This window comes from Paractinoplanes ovalisporus (assembly GCF_016834655.1).
Lineage (GTDB): Bacteria > Actinomycetota > Actinomycetes > Mycobacteriales > Micromonosporaceae > Actinoplanes > Actinoplanes ovalisporus.
In genome coordinates, this window is the sequence record NZ_JAENHP010000013.1 from 19,457 (window position 1) to 34,915 (window position 15,459).

Annotated in this window: 14 protein-coding genes and 1 tRNA gene; 4 read left to right on the plus strand and 11 right to left on the minus strand. The window is 70.0% G+C overall.

The window, feature by feature from the left end; genetic code table 11:
- Positions 1 to 2,220, minus strand: coding sequence for a hypothetical protein (locus JIG36_RS31390; RefSeq protein WP_203380021.1), 2,220 nt, complete (start codon positions 2,218 to 2,220; stop codon positions 1 to 3).
- 83 nt (positions 2,221 to 2,303) lie between these two features.
- Positions 2,304 to 2,627, minus strand: a complete 324-nt coding sequence (locus JIG36_RS31395; protein WP_203380022.1) for a putative quinol monooxygenase — start codon at positions 2,625 to 2,627, stop codon at positions 2,304 to 2,306.
- A gap of 71 nt (positions 2,628 to 2,698) precedes the next feature.
- Here JIG36_RS31395 and JIG36_RS53525 point away from each other — a divergent pair, with 71 nt between their 5' ends.
- Positions 2,699 to 3,499: an IclR family transcriptional regulator gene (locus tag JIG36_RS53525; protein WP_203380023.1), complete on the plus strand. Its 801-nt coding sequence runs from the start codon at positions 2,699 to 2,701 to the stop codon at positions 3,497 to 3,499.
- On the opposite strand, the gene JIG36_RS31405 is transcribed toward JIG36_RS53525, so the two are convergent.
- From JIG36_RS31405 to JIG36_RS31415, 3 genes are read right to left on the minus strand one after another with little or no spacing between them, the layout of a single operon-like run.
- Positions 3,465 to 4,478, minus strand: a complete 1,014-nt coding sequence (locus tag JIG36_RS31405; RefSeq protein ID WP_203380024.1) for an amidohydrolase family protein — start codon at positions 4,476 to 4,478, stop codon at positions 3,465 to 3,467. The two genes, JIG36_RS53525 and JIG36_RS31405, sit on opposite strands and share 35 nt — an antisense overlap.
- Positions 4,479 to 4,515: 37 nt before the next feature.
- On the minus strand, positions 4,516 to 5,514 hold the full coding sequence (locus JIG36_RS31410) for an NAD(P)-dependent alcohol dehydrogenase (protein WP_203380025.1): 999 nt from the start codon (positions 5,512 to 5,514) through the stop codon (positions 4,516 to 4,518).
- Between the two features lie 49 nt (positions 5,515 to 5,563).
- Positions 5,564 to 7,690, minus strand: a complete 2,127-nt coding sequence (locus JIG36_RS31415; protein WP_203380026.1) for an MMPL family transporter — start codon at positions 7,688 to 7,690, stop codon at positions 5,564 to 5,566.
- 192 nt (positions 7,691 to 7,882) lie between these two features.
- Between JIG36_RS31415 and JIG36_RS31420 the strand changes: the two genes are divergently transcribed.
- From JIG36_RS31420 to JIG36_RS31430, 3 genes are read left to right on the plus strand one after another with little or no spacing between them, the layout of a single operon-like run.
- Positions 7,883 to 8,146 (plus strand): hypothetical protein, encoded by a 264-nt coding sequence (locus JIG36_RS31420; RefSeq protein ID WP_203380027.1) that lies wholly within the window; start codon positions 7,883 to 7,885, stop codon positions 8,144 to 8,146.
- 16 nt (positions 8,147 to 8,162) lie between these two features.
- On the plus strand, positions 8,163 to 8,645 hold the full coding sequence (smpB, locus tag JIG36_RS31425; RefSeq protein ID WP_203380028.1) for an SsrA-binding protein SmpB: 483 nt from the start codon (positions 8,163 to 8,165) through the stop codon (positions 8,643 to 8,645).
- Between the two features lie 16 nt (positions 8,646 to 8,661).
- Positions 8,662 to 9,687: an LLM class flavin-dependent oxidoreductase gene (locus JIG36_RS31430; RefSeq protein ID WP_203380029.1), complete on the plus strand. Its 1,026-nt coding sequence runs from the start codon at positions 8,662 to 8,664 to the stop codon at positions 9,685 to 9,687.
- 185 nt (positions 9,688 to 9,872) lie between these two features.
- Here JIG36_RS31430 and JIG36_RS31435 read toward each other — a convergent pair whose 3' ends face one another.
- From JIG36_RS31435 to JIG36_RS31460, 6 genes are all read right to left on the minus strand, one after another.
- Positions 9,873 to 11,033 (minus strand): sugar ABC transporter substrate-binding protein, encoded by a 1,161-nt coding sequence (locus tag JIG36_RS31435; RefSeq protein WP_203380030.1) that lies wholly within the window; start codon positions 11,031 to 11,033, stop codon positions 9,873 to 9,875.
- Between the two features lie 342 nt (positions 11,034 to 11,375).
- Positions 11,376 to 12,383: an ABC-2 membrane transporter-related protein gene (locus JIG36_RS31440; RefSeq protein ID WP_203380031.1), complete on the minus strand. Its 1,008-nt coding sequence runs from the start codon at positions 12,381 to 12,383 to the stop codon at positions 11,376 to 11,378.
- A complete protein-coding gene (locus JIG36_RS31445; protein ID WP_203380032.1) occupies positions 12,380 to 13,258 on the minus strand; it encodes an ABC transporter ATP-binding protein in 879 nt (292 codons plus the stop codon). Before JIG36_RS31445 ends, JIG36_RS31440 begins: the two co-directional genes overlap by 4 nt.
- Positions 13,255 to 13,662, minus strand: a complete 408-nt coding sequence (locus JIG36_RS31450; RefSeq protein WP_203380033.1) for a GntR family transcriptional regulator — start codon at positions 13,660 to 13,662, stop codon at positions 13,255 to 13,257. The genes JIG36_RS31445 and JIG36_RS31450 overlap by 4 nt, the downstream gene beginning before the upstream one ends.
- A gap of 68 nt (positions 13,663 to 13,730) precedes the next feature.
- Positions 13,731 to 15,173 (minus strand): SDR family NAD(P)-dependent oxidoreductase, encoded by a 1,443-nt coding sequence (locus JIG36_RS31455; protein ID WP_307872985.1) that lies wholly within the window; start codon positions 15,171 to 15,173, stop codon positions 13,731 to 13,733.
- A gap of 200 nt (positions 15,174 to 15,373) precedes the next feature.
- A tRNA-Glu gene (locus JIG36_RS31460) sits at positions 15,374 to 15,446 on the minus strand.
- Positions 15,447 to 15,459: the final 13 nt, after the last annotated feature.

The window sequence follows — 15,459 nt, forward strand, 5'->3', positions numbered from 1 at the left end:
CTACTTCCAGGTGCAGGTGATTTCGCGGTAGGGCGGGGCGGCCGCCGCCGCGGCCTGGGGGCCGGTGAGCTGCCGGCGGATCGTCTCGGCCTGGACGAGGGTCTTCCCGGTCCACGTCCAGCGGGTCTCGACCGTGTCGGCGCCGACGATCGCGCCGGTGCGGGGGTCGCGGTTGAGGGTGGCGCTGCCCGAGACCAGCTCCGGGCGGCCGTCGCGGTTGAGGTCGGCACAACCCAGGCCCGCCGTACGGGTGGGGGTCGCCGCCGTCTCGAAGCGGTGGTCGATCAGCACCAGGCCGTCGGAGGTCAGCGACAGCAGCCACAGCCCGGCGCCGCCGCGCAGGGCGATCTCCTCCCCCGGCTCGCCGTCGAGGTCGATGCTGTCGAGCACGACCGGGCCGTCGAACGGCCGATCGACATCGTCGGAGGCGAACGGCAGCTCGACGTCGGAGGTGCGGCCGGCGGCCAGGACCGAACGGGCCGTCCAGCGCCCGGCCCGTTCGAAGAGCAGCAGGGTGTCCGTACGGCTGTCGCCGTCGAGGTCGGCCCGCACGACGGTGCGGCACGTGGAGTCGGGCGGGACGAACGGGTTGGTCGCGGTGGCCCGGCACGCGCCGGAGCCCAGGGCGCCCAGCTTCGCCGCCTCGGCCTGGGGGAAGTCGCCGGGCGGGGTGGCTGCGACCAGCGACGTCCAGGTGCCGTCGAGCGCGATGCACAGGCGGTAGTTCTTGCCGCGCCCGGCCGTCTGGCGCACGATGCCGACGTCTTCAGGCGGCAGGCCCAGGTCGGTCAGGCGGGCCGGGTAGGTGAGCAGGTTGGGGTCGGCCAGGCCGTAGACGTAGCCGTCGCGGGAGGTCTCGTCGCAGGGCCAGCGCAGGGGCGGGGTGGTGACCAACGCGGCCACGGCGTCGCTCACGCGGGGGCCGGTGAGGCTCGTGTTGGCGAAGACCAGCCCGCTCGGCGGCAGCGCGTCGGTCAGCGAGTCGCGCGTGGCCGCAGCGTACAGGCGCTCCTGGGTTGTCACCACCGCGGCCGGGATGGAACCGCCGGGCTCGTTGAGCGCCTTGCCGGGGATGACCGGGCTGCGCTCGGCGATCACCCGCCATCCGTCGCTCGCGGTGGGCAGGGACGCCGCGACGCCGGGCAGGCCGTGCATGGCCGCGATCACGGCACCGCGTACGTCGGCCCGGTCGGCTCGGGCCTGGTTGTCGGCGACCCCCTCGGCCAGCAGCGGCGTGGCCGCGAAGGCGTCGCTCACGCACGCGGCCACCCGTCCGTCCAGGGCGTCGAGGGGCAGGGCCAGAGCGCACTGTACGGCCTTGACCGTGACCTCGGCCGGCACGAACGCCGAGCTCATCGCCTGGACGATGTATTCGGCGACGGCGACGTCCGGGCCCGTACGCGTGACGAAGTCAACGGCGCTGAGGTTGCCCGGCAACGAGATGTCGAGCTCGCCCTTTGCGGGCAGGAACGTGTGGTCGCGGTCGGCCTCGCCCAGCTTGCGCCACACGGTGTCGGCCACGCTGGCCCGGTTCGGCTGACTGAGCGTGATCGGCGGATAGTGCCCGAGCTCGGCGAACTGCCCGGAGGTCCGGTTGCTGACCACGCGCATGAGGGCCGGACGGTCGGTCGCGCCGGCGGCGACGCAGGTCTTCACGGCCTCGCCCTCGGCGCGCGCGGTCCAGCGTTGTGAGCGGGTGGTGCCGCAGTCGGGGTCGGGTGCCTCGTACGCCCCGGCGCCGCCGGTCACATCGGGTGTCGTGACCACCGCACGCCCGGCGGAGAGGATCGACAGCTGCCCAACGGTGGTGCTGATGGTGCGGGCGGCCCGGTCGAGCGTGCCGCCCTGGCTGCTCCAGACCCGGTTGCCGTCGCGTGACACCACCGTGAGCAGCCCGTCCGCGGGTTCCTCGCGCAGCGGCAGCGTGACCGTGGCCGAGGTGCGCAGGGCCGCGCCGCGCAGCGAGATGTCGACCGGTTCGGCGATCCAGCCCAGCCCGTCGGGCGCCTCGATGCTGGGCCGCGGCACGATGCGGACCTCGGCGTCGGCGGTCAGCGCCCCCGGCCCGAACCGGACCGACACCCCCTCGTCGGTCGTGACCGTGCCGCCGGAGGCCGCCGTGACCCGCCCGACCGTCGCCGGGGAGCGCAGCGACCAGGCGATGACACCGCCGGCCGCCAGCAGCGTGACCGCCACGACGGCGGCCAGGGCCACGCGCACGAATCTCCTCCAGGGTCCCGGGGGACCCACGGTAGGAAGGGCGCTCAAGTGCGGTGAACCTCCGGTCGGGCACGACCGTGCGTCTATTTGACGGCGAGTTCTCCCAGTTCGGACCAGCCGTCCTGATCAATTGTCTGACTGACGATCTTGGGTGTGGCCGACAGATACTGTGGCAGATCCTGCTGGGCCTGCTTGAAGTGGGCCGACCCGACGTGAGCAGCGCCCGCGTCGCCGTCCCGGAAGGCTTCGACCAGCACGAATTCGTTGGGGTCGTCGAGGCTGCGGGACCAGTCGAACCACATGCAGCCGGCCTCGGCCCGGGTCGCCTCGGTGAACGACTTCGCGATCTCGGGCCAGCGGTCCGCATGTTCCGGCTTGACCGGGAACTTGGCGGTAATGAAGATCATTTGCGGTCTCCCTTTCGCGCGATCAGTGAACGCTCTTCCCTGAATGCATTCTGGCGAAGCAGGCTGGTCGGATGAGTGGTGGTAGGGGCACCGGCGTCCTGCAGTCCGTCGAGCGGGCGATGCGTGTGCTCGACCACATCGCGTCCGCGAACGGCCCGGTTCAGGCCAAGCAGGTCGCGCGGGAGCTGGGGCTGACCCTGCCGACCACCTATCATCTGCTCACCACCCTGGTCACCGGGGGTTATCTGGTGCATCTGGCCGACGAGCGGGCGTACGCGCTGGGCCACCGCGTCGACGACCTGGCGCGCGGCCTGCACCGCCAGATCGCGGCCCCGCCCGAGGTGCAGCGGGTCGCCACCGTGATCCACCGCGAGGCCCAGGCCGCGGCCTACTACGCCGCACTGCGCGACGCCGAGATGATCGTCGCGCACGTGGCCGAGTGCCCCGCCCACCCGCGCATCCGGCCGCTCGCGGTCGGCTTCCACCAGGCGCCGCACGCCACCGCGTTCGGCAAGCTGATGCTGGCCCGGCTGCCCGACGACGACCGCGAGACCTTGCTCGAACACACCGGCACGCCGGCCGTCACCGCCGGCACGGTCACCGACCGCGGCCTGCTCATCCGCCAGTTGCGCCAGGTGCGGGGCACGAACCTGGCGGTCGAGGTGGACGAGTTCCAGGACGGCCTGAGCTGCATGGCCGCCCCGGTGACGGACGCCGCCGGACGGTTTGTCGGCGCGGTGGCCGTCTCGATGCCGACCACCCGGCTGCGTGAGGACCGCTGGTCGGTCGAGCGGGCCGTCCGGCTGGGCGCGGTGCGGGCGACCCGGGCGGTCGCGCTCACCACGGCCGCCCGGACGGGCCGGTTGATCTGACGTCCAGCTCGCCGGGAACCTTGATGTCGTAGAGCCGGGCGGCGTTCAGGCCCAGGATCTTCTTCTTGATCTCGGGCGTCAGCACCCCGTACTCCCCCTGCAGGTCGTCCGGGATCTGGAAGTCGACGAACCGTTCGACCAGCCACCGCGGCTGCCAGATCGCGTAGTCGCTGCCGAACAGCAGCCGGTCCTCACCCAGCCAGTACAACAACTCCCCGATGATCTGCGCGAAGTACCGCGGCCGGCGGTGCAGGAACGGCATGGCGACCGCGAGACCCCCGTACACGTTGGGCTCCTGCGTGGCGATCCAGCAGAAGTCCTCGAGCCGGGGCAGCCCCACGTGTTCGACGATGAACCGCAGGCCGGGGAACTCGGTGGCGGCGTCGTCGACGTCGGCCACGTCGAACGCGTCCCGGTTCATCGGGTAGACGGTGGGGCCCTTGTGCACGTGGATGTTGCGGATGCCCAGCTGGCGGCACTTCTCAAGATACCGGTACGCCCACGGGTCGCTGAGCCGCCAGCCTTTGCTGTCCCCCTTCCACTCCGCCGTGTAGAGCTTGACCCCGGGCAGCCGCCAGCGTTCGTGCAGCGCCTCGAGCCGGTCCAGGCCCGCCTCGCCGTCGCGCGGGTCCCAGCGGCCGTTGACGAGGAAGCGGCCCGGGTGCCGTTCGGCCATCTCGCCGTTCTGCTCGGTGGTGTTGAAGCCGTTGACGAACCAGTCACCCAGCTCGGTCGACTGCAGGATGGCCAGGTCGTCGTAGCCCACCTCGAACAGGTCGTGCAGCATCCGCTCCTCGGGATAGCGCTCGAACTCGCCGAGCGTCCACCGGTACCCCGCCGGCGACATGCTCGAGTGGTAGCCGTGGAGACAGTTGATGTAGCCCTCGCCGTACCGGTTGATCTGGTTGGCCGGGCTGCCGTCCCAGAAGTGGGTGTGCCCGTCGACGATGAAGTAGCTCTGACCGTCCTTGGTGTACATCAGAGGAGGTCGTATGCGTCGGAGGACATCGTGTACATCAGGGGACGAGGATTCCGCGGCCCTGCAGCCGTCCGGCCTCGAGGTCGTCCATCGCCTCGTTGACCGCCGTGAGCGGGTACTGCCGGGTGTGCAGCGTGACCTTGCCCCGGGCGGCCAGCGTCATGAGCTCGTCGAGGTCGTTGTAGGAGCCGACCAGGTTGCCGATGATGTTGCGTTCGGTGGAGATCAGGTCGATGGTCGGGATGTTCACGGCGCCGCCGTAGCCGATCACGTAGTAGCTGCCGGCCCGCCTGGTCATGGCCAGGCCGAGCGATTCGGCGCCCTGCTCACCGACGAAGTCGAGCACCACGTTCGCGCTGTCGGTCAGGTCGTCGCCGTTGGCCACGACCTCGTGCGCGCCCAGTTCGCGGGCCAGCTCGCGGGCCTTCTCGTTGGGATCGATGACGACGACCCGGGCCGCGGTCATGGCGACCAGGCACTGGATGCCGATGTGGCCGAGCCCGCCGGCGCCGATCACCACACAGGTCTGGCCGGGATAGAGCAGAGGCACAGCTTTCCGTACGGCGTGATAGGCGGTCAGCCCCGCGTCGGCGAGCGCGGCCACGGCCGCCGGTTCGAGGCCGTCGGCGAGTCTGACCACCGATCGGGCGCTGGTCAGCAGGTATTCGGCCATCCCGCCGTCGGTGTCGATCCCGGGGAACTTGTTGTTCGCGCAGTGCACGTCGTCGCCGGCCCGGCAGGCCCGGCACAGGCCGCAGGTCACGAGCGGGTGCAGGATGACGGCGTCGCCGGGGGCCACGTTGGTGACCGCGCTGCCGACCTCCTGCACCCAACCGGCGTTCTCGTGGCCGATCACGTACGGGAGCTGGACGCCGGACTTGTCGGCCCACTGGCCCTCGATGATGTGCAGGTCGGTGCGGCACAGCCCGGCCGCACCGACCTTGACGATGACGTCGAGCGGGCCCGTGATCTTCGGTTCGGGCACGTCGTCGATCGACGGTCGTTTGCCGTAGGAATGAACTCGGACAGCCTTCATCGGCTACGCCTCCTCATCTCTCGCGGTACGAGGGTGCGTAGCCGACGGCTCAGTGCGTAAGTTCGGGTTCAGATGATGACAACGGTGTTTCGGGTTTGTCACCGGGCTCGGCGTCACGCTTGTGCATGAGCTTGCCCGGCCACCACATCCAGCGGCCGACGTCGAGGTTGAGCGCGGTCACCAGCACCGACCGCACGATCAGCGTGTCGAGCAGCACGCCGAAGGCGACCGCGAACCCGATCTCGACGAACGCGACCAGGGGCAGGCTGGCCAGCGCGGCGAACGTGCCCGCGAGCACGATGCCGGCCGAGGTGATCACGCCGCCGGTCGCGCCGAGGCCGATCAGGGCCCCGCGCCGGGTGCCGTGCTGCTGGGCCTCCTCGCGGACCCGGGTCATCAGGAAGATGTTGTAGTCGATGCCCAGGGCGACCAGGAACACGAAGACGAACAGCGGGAACGACGTGTCTTCGGCCGGGAAGTCGAAGATGTAGCGGAACGCCAGGATGCTCACGCCGAGCGCGGCCGCGAACGAGAGCACCACGGTCGCGATGAGGATCAGCGGCGCCACGATCGCCCGCAGCAGCAGGCCCAGGATGATCAGGACGACCAGCAGCACCAACGGGATGATCAGCCGGTTGTCGTGCCGGTTGGCGTCGTTGATGTCGACCACCACCGCGGTGTAGCCGCCGACCTTGGCGTCAGCGCCCGGTATGGCGTGCACCGCGGCCCGTGCGACCTCCACCGTCTGCTGCGCCGCGGCGCTGTCGGGCGGGCTGGCCAGGGTGCCGTCGATCATGACGAGATCGCCCTTGACCACGGGCTCGGCGACCTCGCTGATGCCGAAGACCTGGCCCAGGGCCTGGCTCACCGGGCCGGCGCTGGACGCGTTGGCGATCACCGTGACCGGCTGACCGCCCCCGGCCGGGAAGTGCCGGGCCAGCGCCTCTTCGGCGACCGTGGACGGCTGCTCGGTGGTGAACTGCTCGGCCGAGGTCAGCCCGACGGCGTTGGACTGCAGCAGGCCGAGCGCCATCGCACCGAGCACCACGGCCGTGCCGATCCAGGTCCGGCGCGGATGGCGCGCGATGCGGCCGCCGAGCCGGGCCCAGAAGCCGGTCGCGGTCGGCTCGGGAGTGCCGAAGCGGGGGCGGACCGGCCAGAAGAGCCAGCGGCCGCAGATCACGAGCAGCGCCGGGAGCAGCGAGATCATCGCGGCCAGACCGATGGCGATGCCGATCGCGGCCACCGGGCCCAGGCCGGCGGTCGAGTTCAGCTCGGCCAGCGACAGGCAGAGCATGCCGACGACCACGGTGGCAGCGCTGGCGATGATCGCCGGGCCGGCCCGGTGCAGGGCGAACTGCATCGCCTCGTGCCGGTCCTCGTGGCGGCGCAGCTCCTCGCGGTAACGGGCCACCAGCAGCAGTGCGTAGTCGGTGCCGGCGCCGAAGACCAGCACGGTCAGGATGCCCGCGCTCTGCGCGTTCACGGCCAGGTCGGCGTATTTGGCCAGCAGATAGATGACCGCCTGGGAACTGGTCAAGGCCACGCCCGCGGTGATGATCGGCAGCAGCCAGAGGACCGGGCTGCGATAGGTGACGAGCAGGATGATCGCGACGACGGCGAGGGTCGTGTAGAGCAGGGTGCCGTCGATGCCCGCGAACGCACCGGCCGAGTCGGCGGCGGCCGCGACCGGGCCGGCCAGATAGACGTCGAGGCCCGGTGGCGCGCCGGTCTCGGCGGTGGCCTTGAGCGAGTCGGCGATGTCGGGCAGGGCGTCCCAGCCGTCGTCGTCGATGCGCACCGGGACGATGACCTCGATGGCCGCCTTGTCCGGGCTCTCGATCGGGCCCACGAGGTCGCCGGTGACGCCGTCGACGGTCTTGTAGCGGCCGAGGTCGGCGGCCGCCTTGGCCCGGTCGGCGGCGGTGAGGCCGCCCGCGCGCTCATAGACGAGGATCGCCGGGGCGATGTCGTCGGGCTGGAACTGCCTCTGCAGGTCGGCCACCTGGGTGGCCTCGGCCCCGCCGGGCAGCCATGCGGAATTGTCGTTTTTCTCGACGCTGGTCAACTTGCCGGCCAGCGGGCCCGCCAGGGCCAGAACGCCGATCCAGAAGGCGAGCACGATCCACTTCGACCAACGGCCGCAGACCAGCCTCGCCACCCCACCCGTAGCCATCTCGTATCCCCCCGAGACTCCGGTGCTTGACGGGCGGAGCCTAGCCCCGTACGCGCGGACACCCCAACAACTCTCAGGGTTAACTCAGGGGGATCTCAGCAGCTCAAGGTATGTATTTGTCTACTGTGCCCGGTCGTACGGCAAATGCCCCTGGGTCGCGACCTCCAAGGTCATTTCGGCATAATCGGACGGGTGACCAATTGGGAATTCGCGCGGCTCGAGTACCGCGCCGCCGGCACGCTCGGCTCCGACCGGTTCATGGACTGGACCGCGACCTTCCACCACCCCGGCGGCGTGCTGCGCTGGGGCACCGACGAGCGCTTCGACGATCTGCGTCATCTGAACCGGGCGGGTGCGGCCGGCTGGCAGGCCTATGATCGCGCCGCCATGCATGTGCACAACGAACCCCACCGGCTGAGCAGCGTCACTTATTCCATGCGGCGACCGGTGCCCTAAAGCTAGATTCTCCCGTGTGAGCAGGGAGACCGGGCAGAAGATGATCGCCTCGAACAAGAAGGCACGGCACGACTACGCCATTCTCAAGACGTACGAGGCGGGTCTTGTGCTGGCCGGCACCGAGGTGAAATCGCTGCGGGAGGGCCGGGCCTCGCTGGTCGACGCGTTCGCCCAGGAACACGAGGGCGAGATCATGCTCTACGGGTTGCACATCGCCGAATACGGCTACGGCAGCTGGACCAACCACGCGCCGCGCCGCACCCGCAAGCTGCTGCTGCACAAGGCCGAGATCGTGAAGATCCTGAGCCAGCTGCGCGACGGCAACGGGCTCACCCTGGTTCCGCTCTCGCTGTATTTCAACGAGGGGTGGGCCAAGGTCGAGCTCGGGCTGGCGCGCGGCCTCAAGTCGTACGACAAGCGGCAGGTCATGGCCGAGCGGGACGCCAAGAAGGAGATCGCGCGCGAGATGGGCCGCCGCCTGAAGGGCCGCACGAGATAACACCTAGAGTGATCAAGTGGAATTCGGACTCGATACTTTCGGCGACGTCACGGTCGACGAACACGGCCAGAAGCTTCCGTACGCGCAGGTGATCCGCAACGTCGTCGAGCAGGCCGTGCTCGCCGACCGGCTGGGGATCGACGGCTTCGGTCTCGGCGAGCACCACCGTGACGACTTCGCGGTCTCCTCCCCCGAGATCGTGCTCGCCGCCATCGCCTCGCGGACCGAGCGCATCAAGCTGGGCACCGCGGTCACCGTGCTCAGCTCGGACGACCCCGTCCGCGTCTTCGAGCGCTTCGCCACCCTCGACGCGGTCTCGAACGGGCGCGCCGAGATCATCCTGGGCCGCGGCTCGTTCACCGAGTCGTTCCCGCTGTTCGGCTACGACCTGACCGACTACGAGCGGCTGTTCGAGGAGAAGGCCGACCTGATGGTCAAGCTGCTCGGCGAGGGCCCGGTCACGTGGTCCGGCTCGGTCCGGCCGCCGCTGACCGACCAGCAGGTCTACCCCAAGACGGAGTCGGGTCACATCCGTACGTGGATCGGGGTCGGCGGCAGCCCGGAGTCGGTGGTGCGGGCCGCGCAGCACGGCCTGCCCCTGGTCCTGGCGATCATCGGTGGCGAGCCGGTGCGGTTCGCGCCCTACGTCGAGCTCTACCAGCGCGCGCTCAAGGAGTTCGAGCAGCCCGAGCAGCCGGTCGCGGTGCACTGCCCCGGTTTTGTGGCCGACACCGACGAGGAGGCGGTCGAGATCCTCTGGCCGCACGCGCGCAACATGCTCAACCGGATCGGCCGGGAACGGGGCTGGCCGCCGCTGAGCCGCGACCGCTTCGAGATCGACATCCGCGACGGCGCCTGGCACGTCGGCTCCCCCGAGACCGTCGCCCAGAAGGTCGCGCACACCATCCGCCACCTCGGCATCCAGCGCTTCGACCTGAAGTACTCGGCCGGCACCCTGCCCCACGATCACATGATGAAGGCGATTTCCCTGTACGGCGAGAAGGTCGTCCCGCGGGTGAAGGAGCTCCTGGAGCAGGCCTGACGGTCGCGGGTCAGAACAAGGGCCAGGCCGGACCGTTCGTACGGATCCGCCTGGCCCTTGTCTTGTTCTCGTTGCCGCTCGCCTTCTCGTCCTCGTTGCGGCTCGCCTTCTGGCCGGAGAGGACTAGTTCTCGTTGCCGCTCGCCTTCTCGTCCTCGTTGCGGCTCGCTTTCTGGCCGGAGAGGACTAGTTCTCGTCGTCGCTCGCCTTCTCGTCGGCGAACGAGCCGACTTCGTGCTGGCGGCAGAGGGCGAGGTAGGCGCCCTTGCAGAGGGCGTCCTCGGCGATGTAGGGGTCGGTCACGACAACGTCGTTGATGTTCTTCAGCGTGATCGCCTTCGGCGTGAGGCTGATGAACGGGACGTAGGCGCCCGACTCCGGGTCCTTCAGGGAGTTGGGGACCGTCGGCTTCTCGTTCTTGTAGAGCTTGATGGCGAGGTTGGCCGCGTTGAGGGCCTCGTCCTTCACCGCCTTGTAGACCGTCATGCACTGGTCGCCGGTCAGGATGTTCTGGATGCCCTCGAGGGTCGCGTCCTGGCCGGTGACCGGGACGGTGCCGTTGAGCTTCTTCTGCTTCAGCACCTTGATGACGGCGTTGCCGATGCCGTCGTTGGCGGCGAGGACACCACGGATCGCCGGAGTGCCGTCCAGCATCTGCGCGAAGATCTTGCCGGCCTCCTCGTTGTCCCAGTCCGGCACCCACTGGTCGGGGCCCTTGGTGTACTGCGCCGAGTCGTACATCTCGGTCAGCGGGCCCTCGTAGCCCTCCTTGAAGAGGAACGCGTTGTTGTCCGAGGGCGAGCCGTTGAGCTGGGCCACCACCGGGTTCTTGGCGCCCCGGCTGCGCAGGCAGTTGATCAGACCGTACGCCTGGAGCTGGCCGACCTTCACGTTGTCGAAGCTGACGTAGTAGTCGGCGCCGCCGTTGAGGGTCAGGCGGTCGTAGTCGATCGTCGGGATCTTCTTCTCGCGCGCCTTGGCCAGCACGGCCCGGCCGCTGGCGGAGTCGAGGTTCGCGATGATCAGCACCTTGACGCCGCTGTTGATCATCTGGTCGCCGATCTGCTGGAACCGGGCCCGGTCGCCCTCGGCGTTCTGGATCTCGACCGGGACCTTCTGCGCGTCGAAGGCCGCCTTCAGGTATTTCGGGTCCTCGTCGCGCCAGCGGTTGGAGCTCTCGGTGTCGGGCAGGATCACGCCGACCCGGGCGCCGCTGCCTCCACCGCTGATCTTGCTCGTGCTGCCGCCACTACTCGCCTCGCCGGAATCACCGGAGTCATCACACGCAGTCATGGTGGCCGTCGCCATCAGGCCGACGGCGGCGAGAGCCAGCAGTTTCTTGCGCATCTGGGGAAGCGTCCTCTCCGGTGAAACTTCGACCTGTGTGAGCCCCCGCGCGGTCGACCAAGTATCAGTCAGTCCGGGCGTGCTCAACAGGGGGTACGGCACCGCAGAGAAAAATAGTTCATTTCCCGTCCGTAAGCACCCTCGCGTTACCGACCGTATCGACAATTGTGATCTTTGCCAGGTCAGCGCCACGACCGCCCGGAAAAATAGTCCGACAGGAGGTCCGGGGTCACCTGGAAGATGATCAGAGGGGGCCATTCGGCCTGCTGACCGGCCGGAAAGAGCGGGAACCCTTTCCAGCCGGGAACAGATTACCCAGAGCGCTTTTGAAATCACGCAGAGCTAGATCAGACGGCGGCGGACCCACCAGGTGCAGAATGCGGAAAGTAGCCCGGCCACTACCAGCAGCAATCCGAATTCACGCCACTGCAGGGTCCAGAATGCCGAGGACGACACGTACTCCGTCTTCTGACTCAGGTTCTGCGCCTTGAGCCACGCGTTGCACTTGTCGGGGCTGCCCTGGCGGCCGCACTTGTCCTCGGGCGCCGGGCCGGTGAATGTCTTGCCGTCGGGACCGACCGTCTCGTTCGACAGCACCCACGAGCCCCGTTCCAGCGGTTCCATCTTGATGGTGACGTTGCGCCCCTGGTCGATCCACAACGATTCGGCGCGCTCCTCGCTGAACGTGCCGGTGCCGGTGGCCGGGGTGACCAGGTGCGATCGGTAACCGAACGGCGCGGCCAGCTGCACGAGAGCGACAAGAACGAGGGTGACGGCCATCGAGACGACCACCCGCCGGGAGATCATGCCCACGGCGACGCCGAGCACGAAGGCGACGGCCGCGTAACCCAGCGGAACCACGCCCCGCGACGAGAAGAGCAGCGGCGTGATCCGGCCGAAGTCGCCGGCCCGGTCGAACGGCCCGGATGTCCAGGTGACCAGCAGGCTGAGCAGCCCGGCGGCCAGCACGGCGACCAGACCGATCCCCGCCAGCTTGACGGCCAGCCAGCGGCCGCGGGAGATGGTCTGGGTCCAGATCAGCCGGTGGGTGCCGGTCTCCAGTTCCCGGGAGACGAGCGGCGCGCCCCAGAAGACCCCGATGAGCGGGGGCGCCAGCAGCAGAGCGGCCGATCCGAGCACGTACGCCGCCGAGGCCGCCGAGGTGGAGGCCTGAAGCCGGAACGCGTCGGCGAGGTCGTCGCAGCCGCCGGTGCACTCGGACAGGCCGGTGCTGCGGTAGAGGTCGAAGACGCGGGGCGCGGTGATCGCCAGGACGATCCCCACCACGGCCAGCAGCGCGACGGCGACCCAGGCCTGAAGCCGGAACTGCCGCCAGGTCAGCCAGATCATCGCTTCTCCAGAACACGGTCACGGCCGTTCGCGCCGGCCTCGGACATGTACGCGAGCACGAGGTCTTCCAGGTCGATGCCGTCGACCGACCAGCTCGGGTCGTCGATCGGCGCGGTGCTGCGGACGACCATCGTGGACTGGACGTCGGTGTGGCTCGCCGCGACCACGTGGCGGCCCGGGCCGAGCGTGGCCGGGTCGCGGCGGGCGCCGCTGAGCCGGTGGTGGGTGCCCAGCAGCTCGTCGACCTCACCGGCGATCCGGACCCGCGAGCCGACCAGCACGATCAGGTAGTCGCAGACGCGCTCCAGATCGGCGACCAGGTGCGAGGACATGACCACGCTGGTGCCGTTCTCGGCCGCGTACGCCATCAGCCCCTGCAGGAACTCGCGGCGGGCGAGCGGGTCGAGGGCGGCCACCGGCTCGTCGAGCAGCAACAGCTCGGGCCGTTTGGCGATGGCGAGGGTCAGGGCGAGCTGGGCCCGCTGGCCGCCGGAGAGCTTGCCGGCGCGCTGGACCGGGTCGAGGCCCAGCTCGGCGATGCGGCCCTCGGCGATCGACGCGTCCCACCCCGGGTTGAGGTGGGCGCCCAGGCGCAGGTGCTCGCCGACCGTCAGGCCGGAGTAGACCGGGGTGTCCTGCGCGACGAACCCGACGCGCGCCGAGCCGCTGGCCGGCACCCGGCCCAGCACCTCGATGGCGCCCGCGGTGGGCGCGAGCAGGCCGCAGGCGAGCTGCAGCAGCGTCGACTTGCCGGCGCCGTTGGGCCCGACCAGCCCGACGACGTGACCGGCCGGGATGCCGATCGTGCAGTCGGTCAGCGCGGTGCGCCGGCCGTACTTCTTGGTGAGGCCGGTGGTGGTGACGACGTCAGTCATCCCCTTCGCCCCGCTCTCTCTTCCGAAAAATCGCGAAAAGTGCTGAGGAGGAGCGCCTCGACGTCCTCGTCGTCCAGCCCGGCCTCGCGGGCCCGCTGGAGCCACTCGGTGAGCGACCGGCGCAGCGGCTCGTGCGCGGCGCGACTGTCGTCGTCCCCGCCGAGCGTGCGGGTGACGAAGGTGCCGAGCCCGGGCCTGGGCTGCACGAGGCCCTCGTACTCCAGTTCCCGGTACGCCTTGAGCACCGTGTTCGGGTTGATCGCCACCCGCGCGACCACGTCCTTGACCGTGGGCAGACGGTCGCCCTCGGCGAGCAGGCCGAGCCGCATGGCGTGCCGGACCTGCTGGATGAGCTGAAGATAGGGCGCCACTCCGGACCGGGCGTCCAGATGAAACTCGATCATGCGGGAACCTCTATTCAACTAGTTACCTAGCACAATAGAGGTTGTCCACTACCGACAGTCAAGAGGCATCACCAGGGAACGACGACATAGTTCTTCAGCAGGACGCCGTGAACCGGGTTTCCGGCCTCGCCGGCGACGATCGGCGCATAGATGCGCGCGGCCGCGTCCACCACGTCGAGCGGCGGTCGCCAGCCCTCGGCGGCCCGGCGGGCCTTGAGCTCGTCCGGGTTCTCGTCGGTGATCCAGCCGGTGTCCACACCGCACATGTGCACACCCTCACGGGCCAGGCCGGGCGCACCGGCGCGGGTCAGCATGTTGAGGGCGGCCTTGCTGACCGACGTGTGCGGGTGCTTCTCGGGGCCGGGGTTGCCGTGGGCGCCGAACCAGCCCTCGCGTCCGGTCACGTTCACCACGTAACGCAGGCCGGTTCCGGGGGCGGTCAGCGCGCGGGTGAGCCGATCGACCAGCAGGAACGGCGCCACCACGTTGACCAGCTGGACCTCCAGCAGCTCGACCGGATCGATCTCGCCGAGGCGGGCGTTCCACGAGTTCGTGGCGCCGCCGACAACCAGGGCGCCGGTCGCGTCGGTGACGTGGGCCGCTTCGGCCGCCAGTTCGAGGGCGGCGCTCCAGTCGGGTGGCGCGGCGCCCGGGCGGTAGCCCTCGACGGTCTCGACCGCTCGCCGGCCCCTCGCCGCTTCGCCGGCCGGCTGGTCCTTAGCCAATTCGCCGGCCAGCTGGTCCTTCGCCGCCTCGCCGGCCAGCTGGTCCTTCGCCGCCTCGCCGGCCAGCTGGTCCTTCGCTGCCGGCAGCTCGGCGGCCACCAGCGGCTGGTAGGCCCAGTCGGGACGGCGTACGGTCTGGGCCGCGTTGTTGACCAGGATGTCGAGCCGCCCGCCAGCCGCCACGCGCTCGGCCAGGTCGAGCACCTGCCGCGGGTCACGCAGGTCGGCGCCGATGACCCGCAGCGATGAGATCCACTCCGCGGAGTCGGCCTCCCGCGCGAACCGCCGGCTCGCGTCGGCCGGGAACCGGGTCACCACCGTGACCGCGGCGCCGTCCCGCAGCAGCTTCAGAGCCACCTGATAACCGATCTTGACCCGGCCGCCGGTCACCACGGCGCGGCGCCCGGTCAGGTCGGTGCGCGCGTCGCGGTGCTGCCGGTGCACGCCGGCACAGTCCGGGCAGAGCGCGTGATAGAACGCGTCGACCACGCGGTAGCGGGCGCGACAGACGTAGCAGCGACGATCCCGGCGTGTCACGCCCGGATCGCCCCCGACGACCGGCACCCCCTCGGGGCGGCCAAGGTCACCGGTGGCCGTGGCGGCGACCACGGCCCGGTCACCGGCAGCGGTGCGGCGCCGACGGTCGGCCCGGCGCTGCTTCTGGGCGTCCTTGAGCAGACCGTCGACCGCGCGCTGAACCCGCATACGCACCGGGTCGTCAACCGGCAGCGCCCGAACCTCACCCAGCACCCGCAGCGCGGCCTCGACCTCGTCGCCGTCCAACACGTTCCATCCCCCGTACGCGAAAAGAGCCTGGACATCCGGCACGTGGGCGGCGGCCCTCCCCCGTACGCGAAAGGCAGGCCGACCGATGCCCGACGCAGCGCAACCACCGCACCGCGGGGCCTCCGGGGGCTCGGCCCCCGGAGCCAGCATGACGAGCGACCCGGTCCGCGCGTTCCGCGGACAGACTCCGCCCGAGCTCGTGGACCCGACCGGACTCGAACCGGCATCCTCCGCCTTGAGAGGGCGGCGCGACTACCCCTGCGCTACAGGTCCCATCTGGTCCGGG

Bases quoted from the DNA above. Each gene is read 5' to 3' on its own strand.
- JIG36_RS31395 (WP_203380022.1), bottom strand. From the start codon at position 2,627: ATGATCTTCATTACCGCCAAGTTCCCGGTCAAGCCGGAACATGCGGAC.
- JIG36_RS53525 (WP_203380023.1), top strand. From the start codon at position 2,699: ATGAGTGGTGGTAGGGGCACCGGCGTCCTGCAGTCCGTCGAGCGGGCG.
- JIG36_RS31405 (WP_203380024.1), bottom strand. From the start codon at position 4,478: ATGTACACCAAGGACGGTCAGAGCTACTTCATCGTCGACGGGCACACC.
- JIG36_RS31410 (WP_203380025.1), bottom strand. From the start codon at position 5,514: ATGAAGGCTGTCCGAGTTCATTCCTACGGCAAACGACCGTCGATCGAC.
- JIG36_RS31415 (WP_203380026.1), bottom strand. From the start codon at position 7,690: ATGGCTACGGGTGGGGTGGCGAGGCTGGTCTGCGGCCGTTGGTCGAAG.
- JIG36_RS31435 (WP_203380030.1), bottom strand. From the start codon at position 11,033: ATGCGCAAGAAACTGCTGGCTCTCGCCGCCGTCGGCCTGATGGCGACG.
- JIG36_RS31440 (WP_203380031.1), bottom strand. From the start codon at position 12,383: ATGATCTGGCTGACCTGGCGGCAGTTCCGGCTTCAGGCCTGGGTCGCC.
- JIG36_RS31445 (WP_203380032.1), bottom strand. From the start codon at position 13,258: ATGACTGACGTCGTCACCACCACCGGCCTCACCAAGAAGTACGGCCGG.
- JIG36_RS31450 (WP_203380033.1), bottom strand. From the start codon at position 13,662: ATGATCGAGTTTCATCTGGACGCCCGGTCCGGAGTGGCGCCCTATCTT.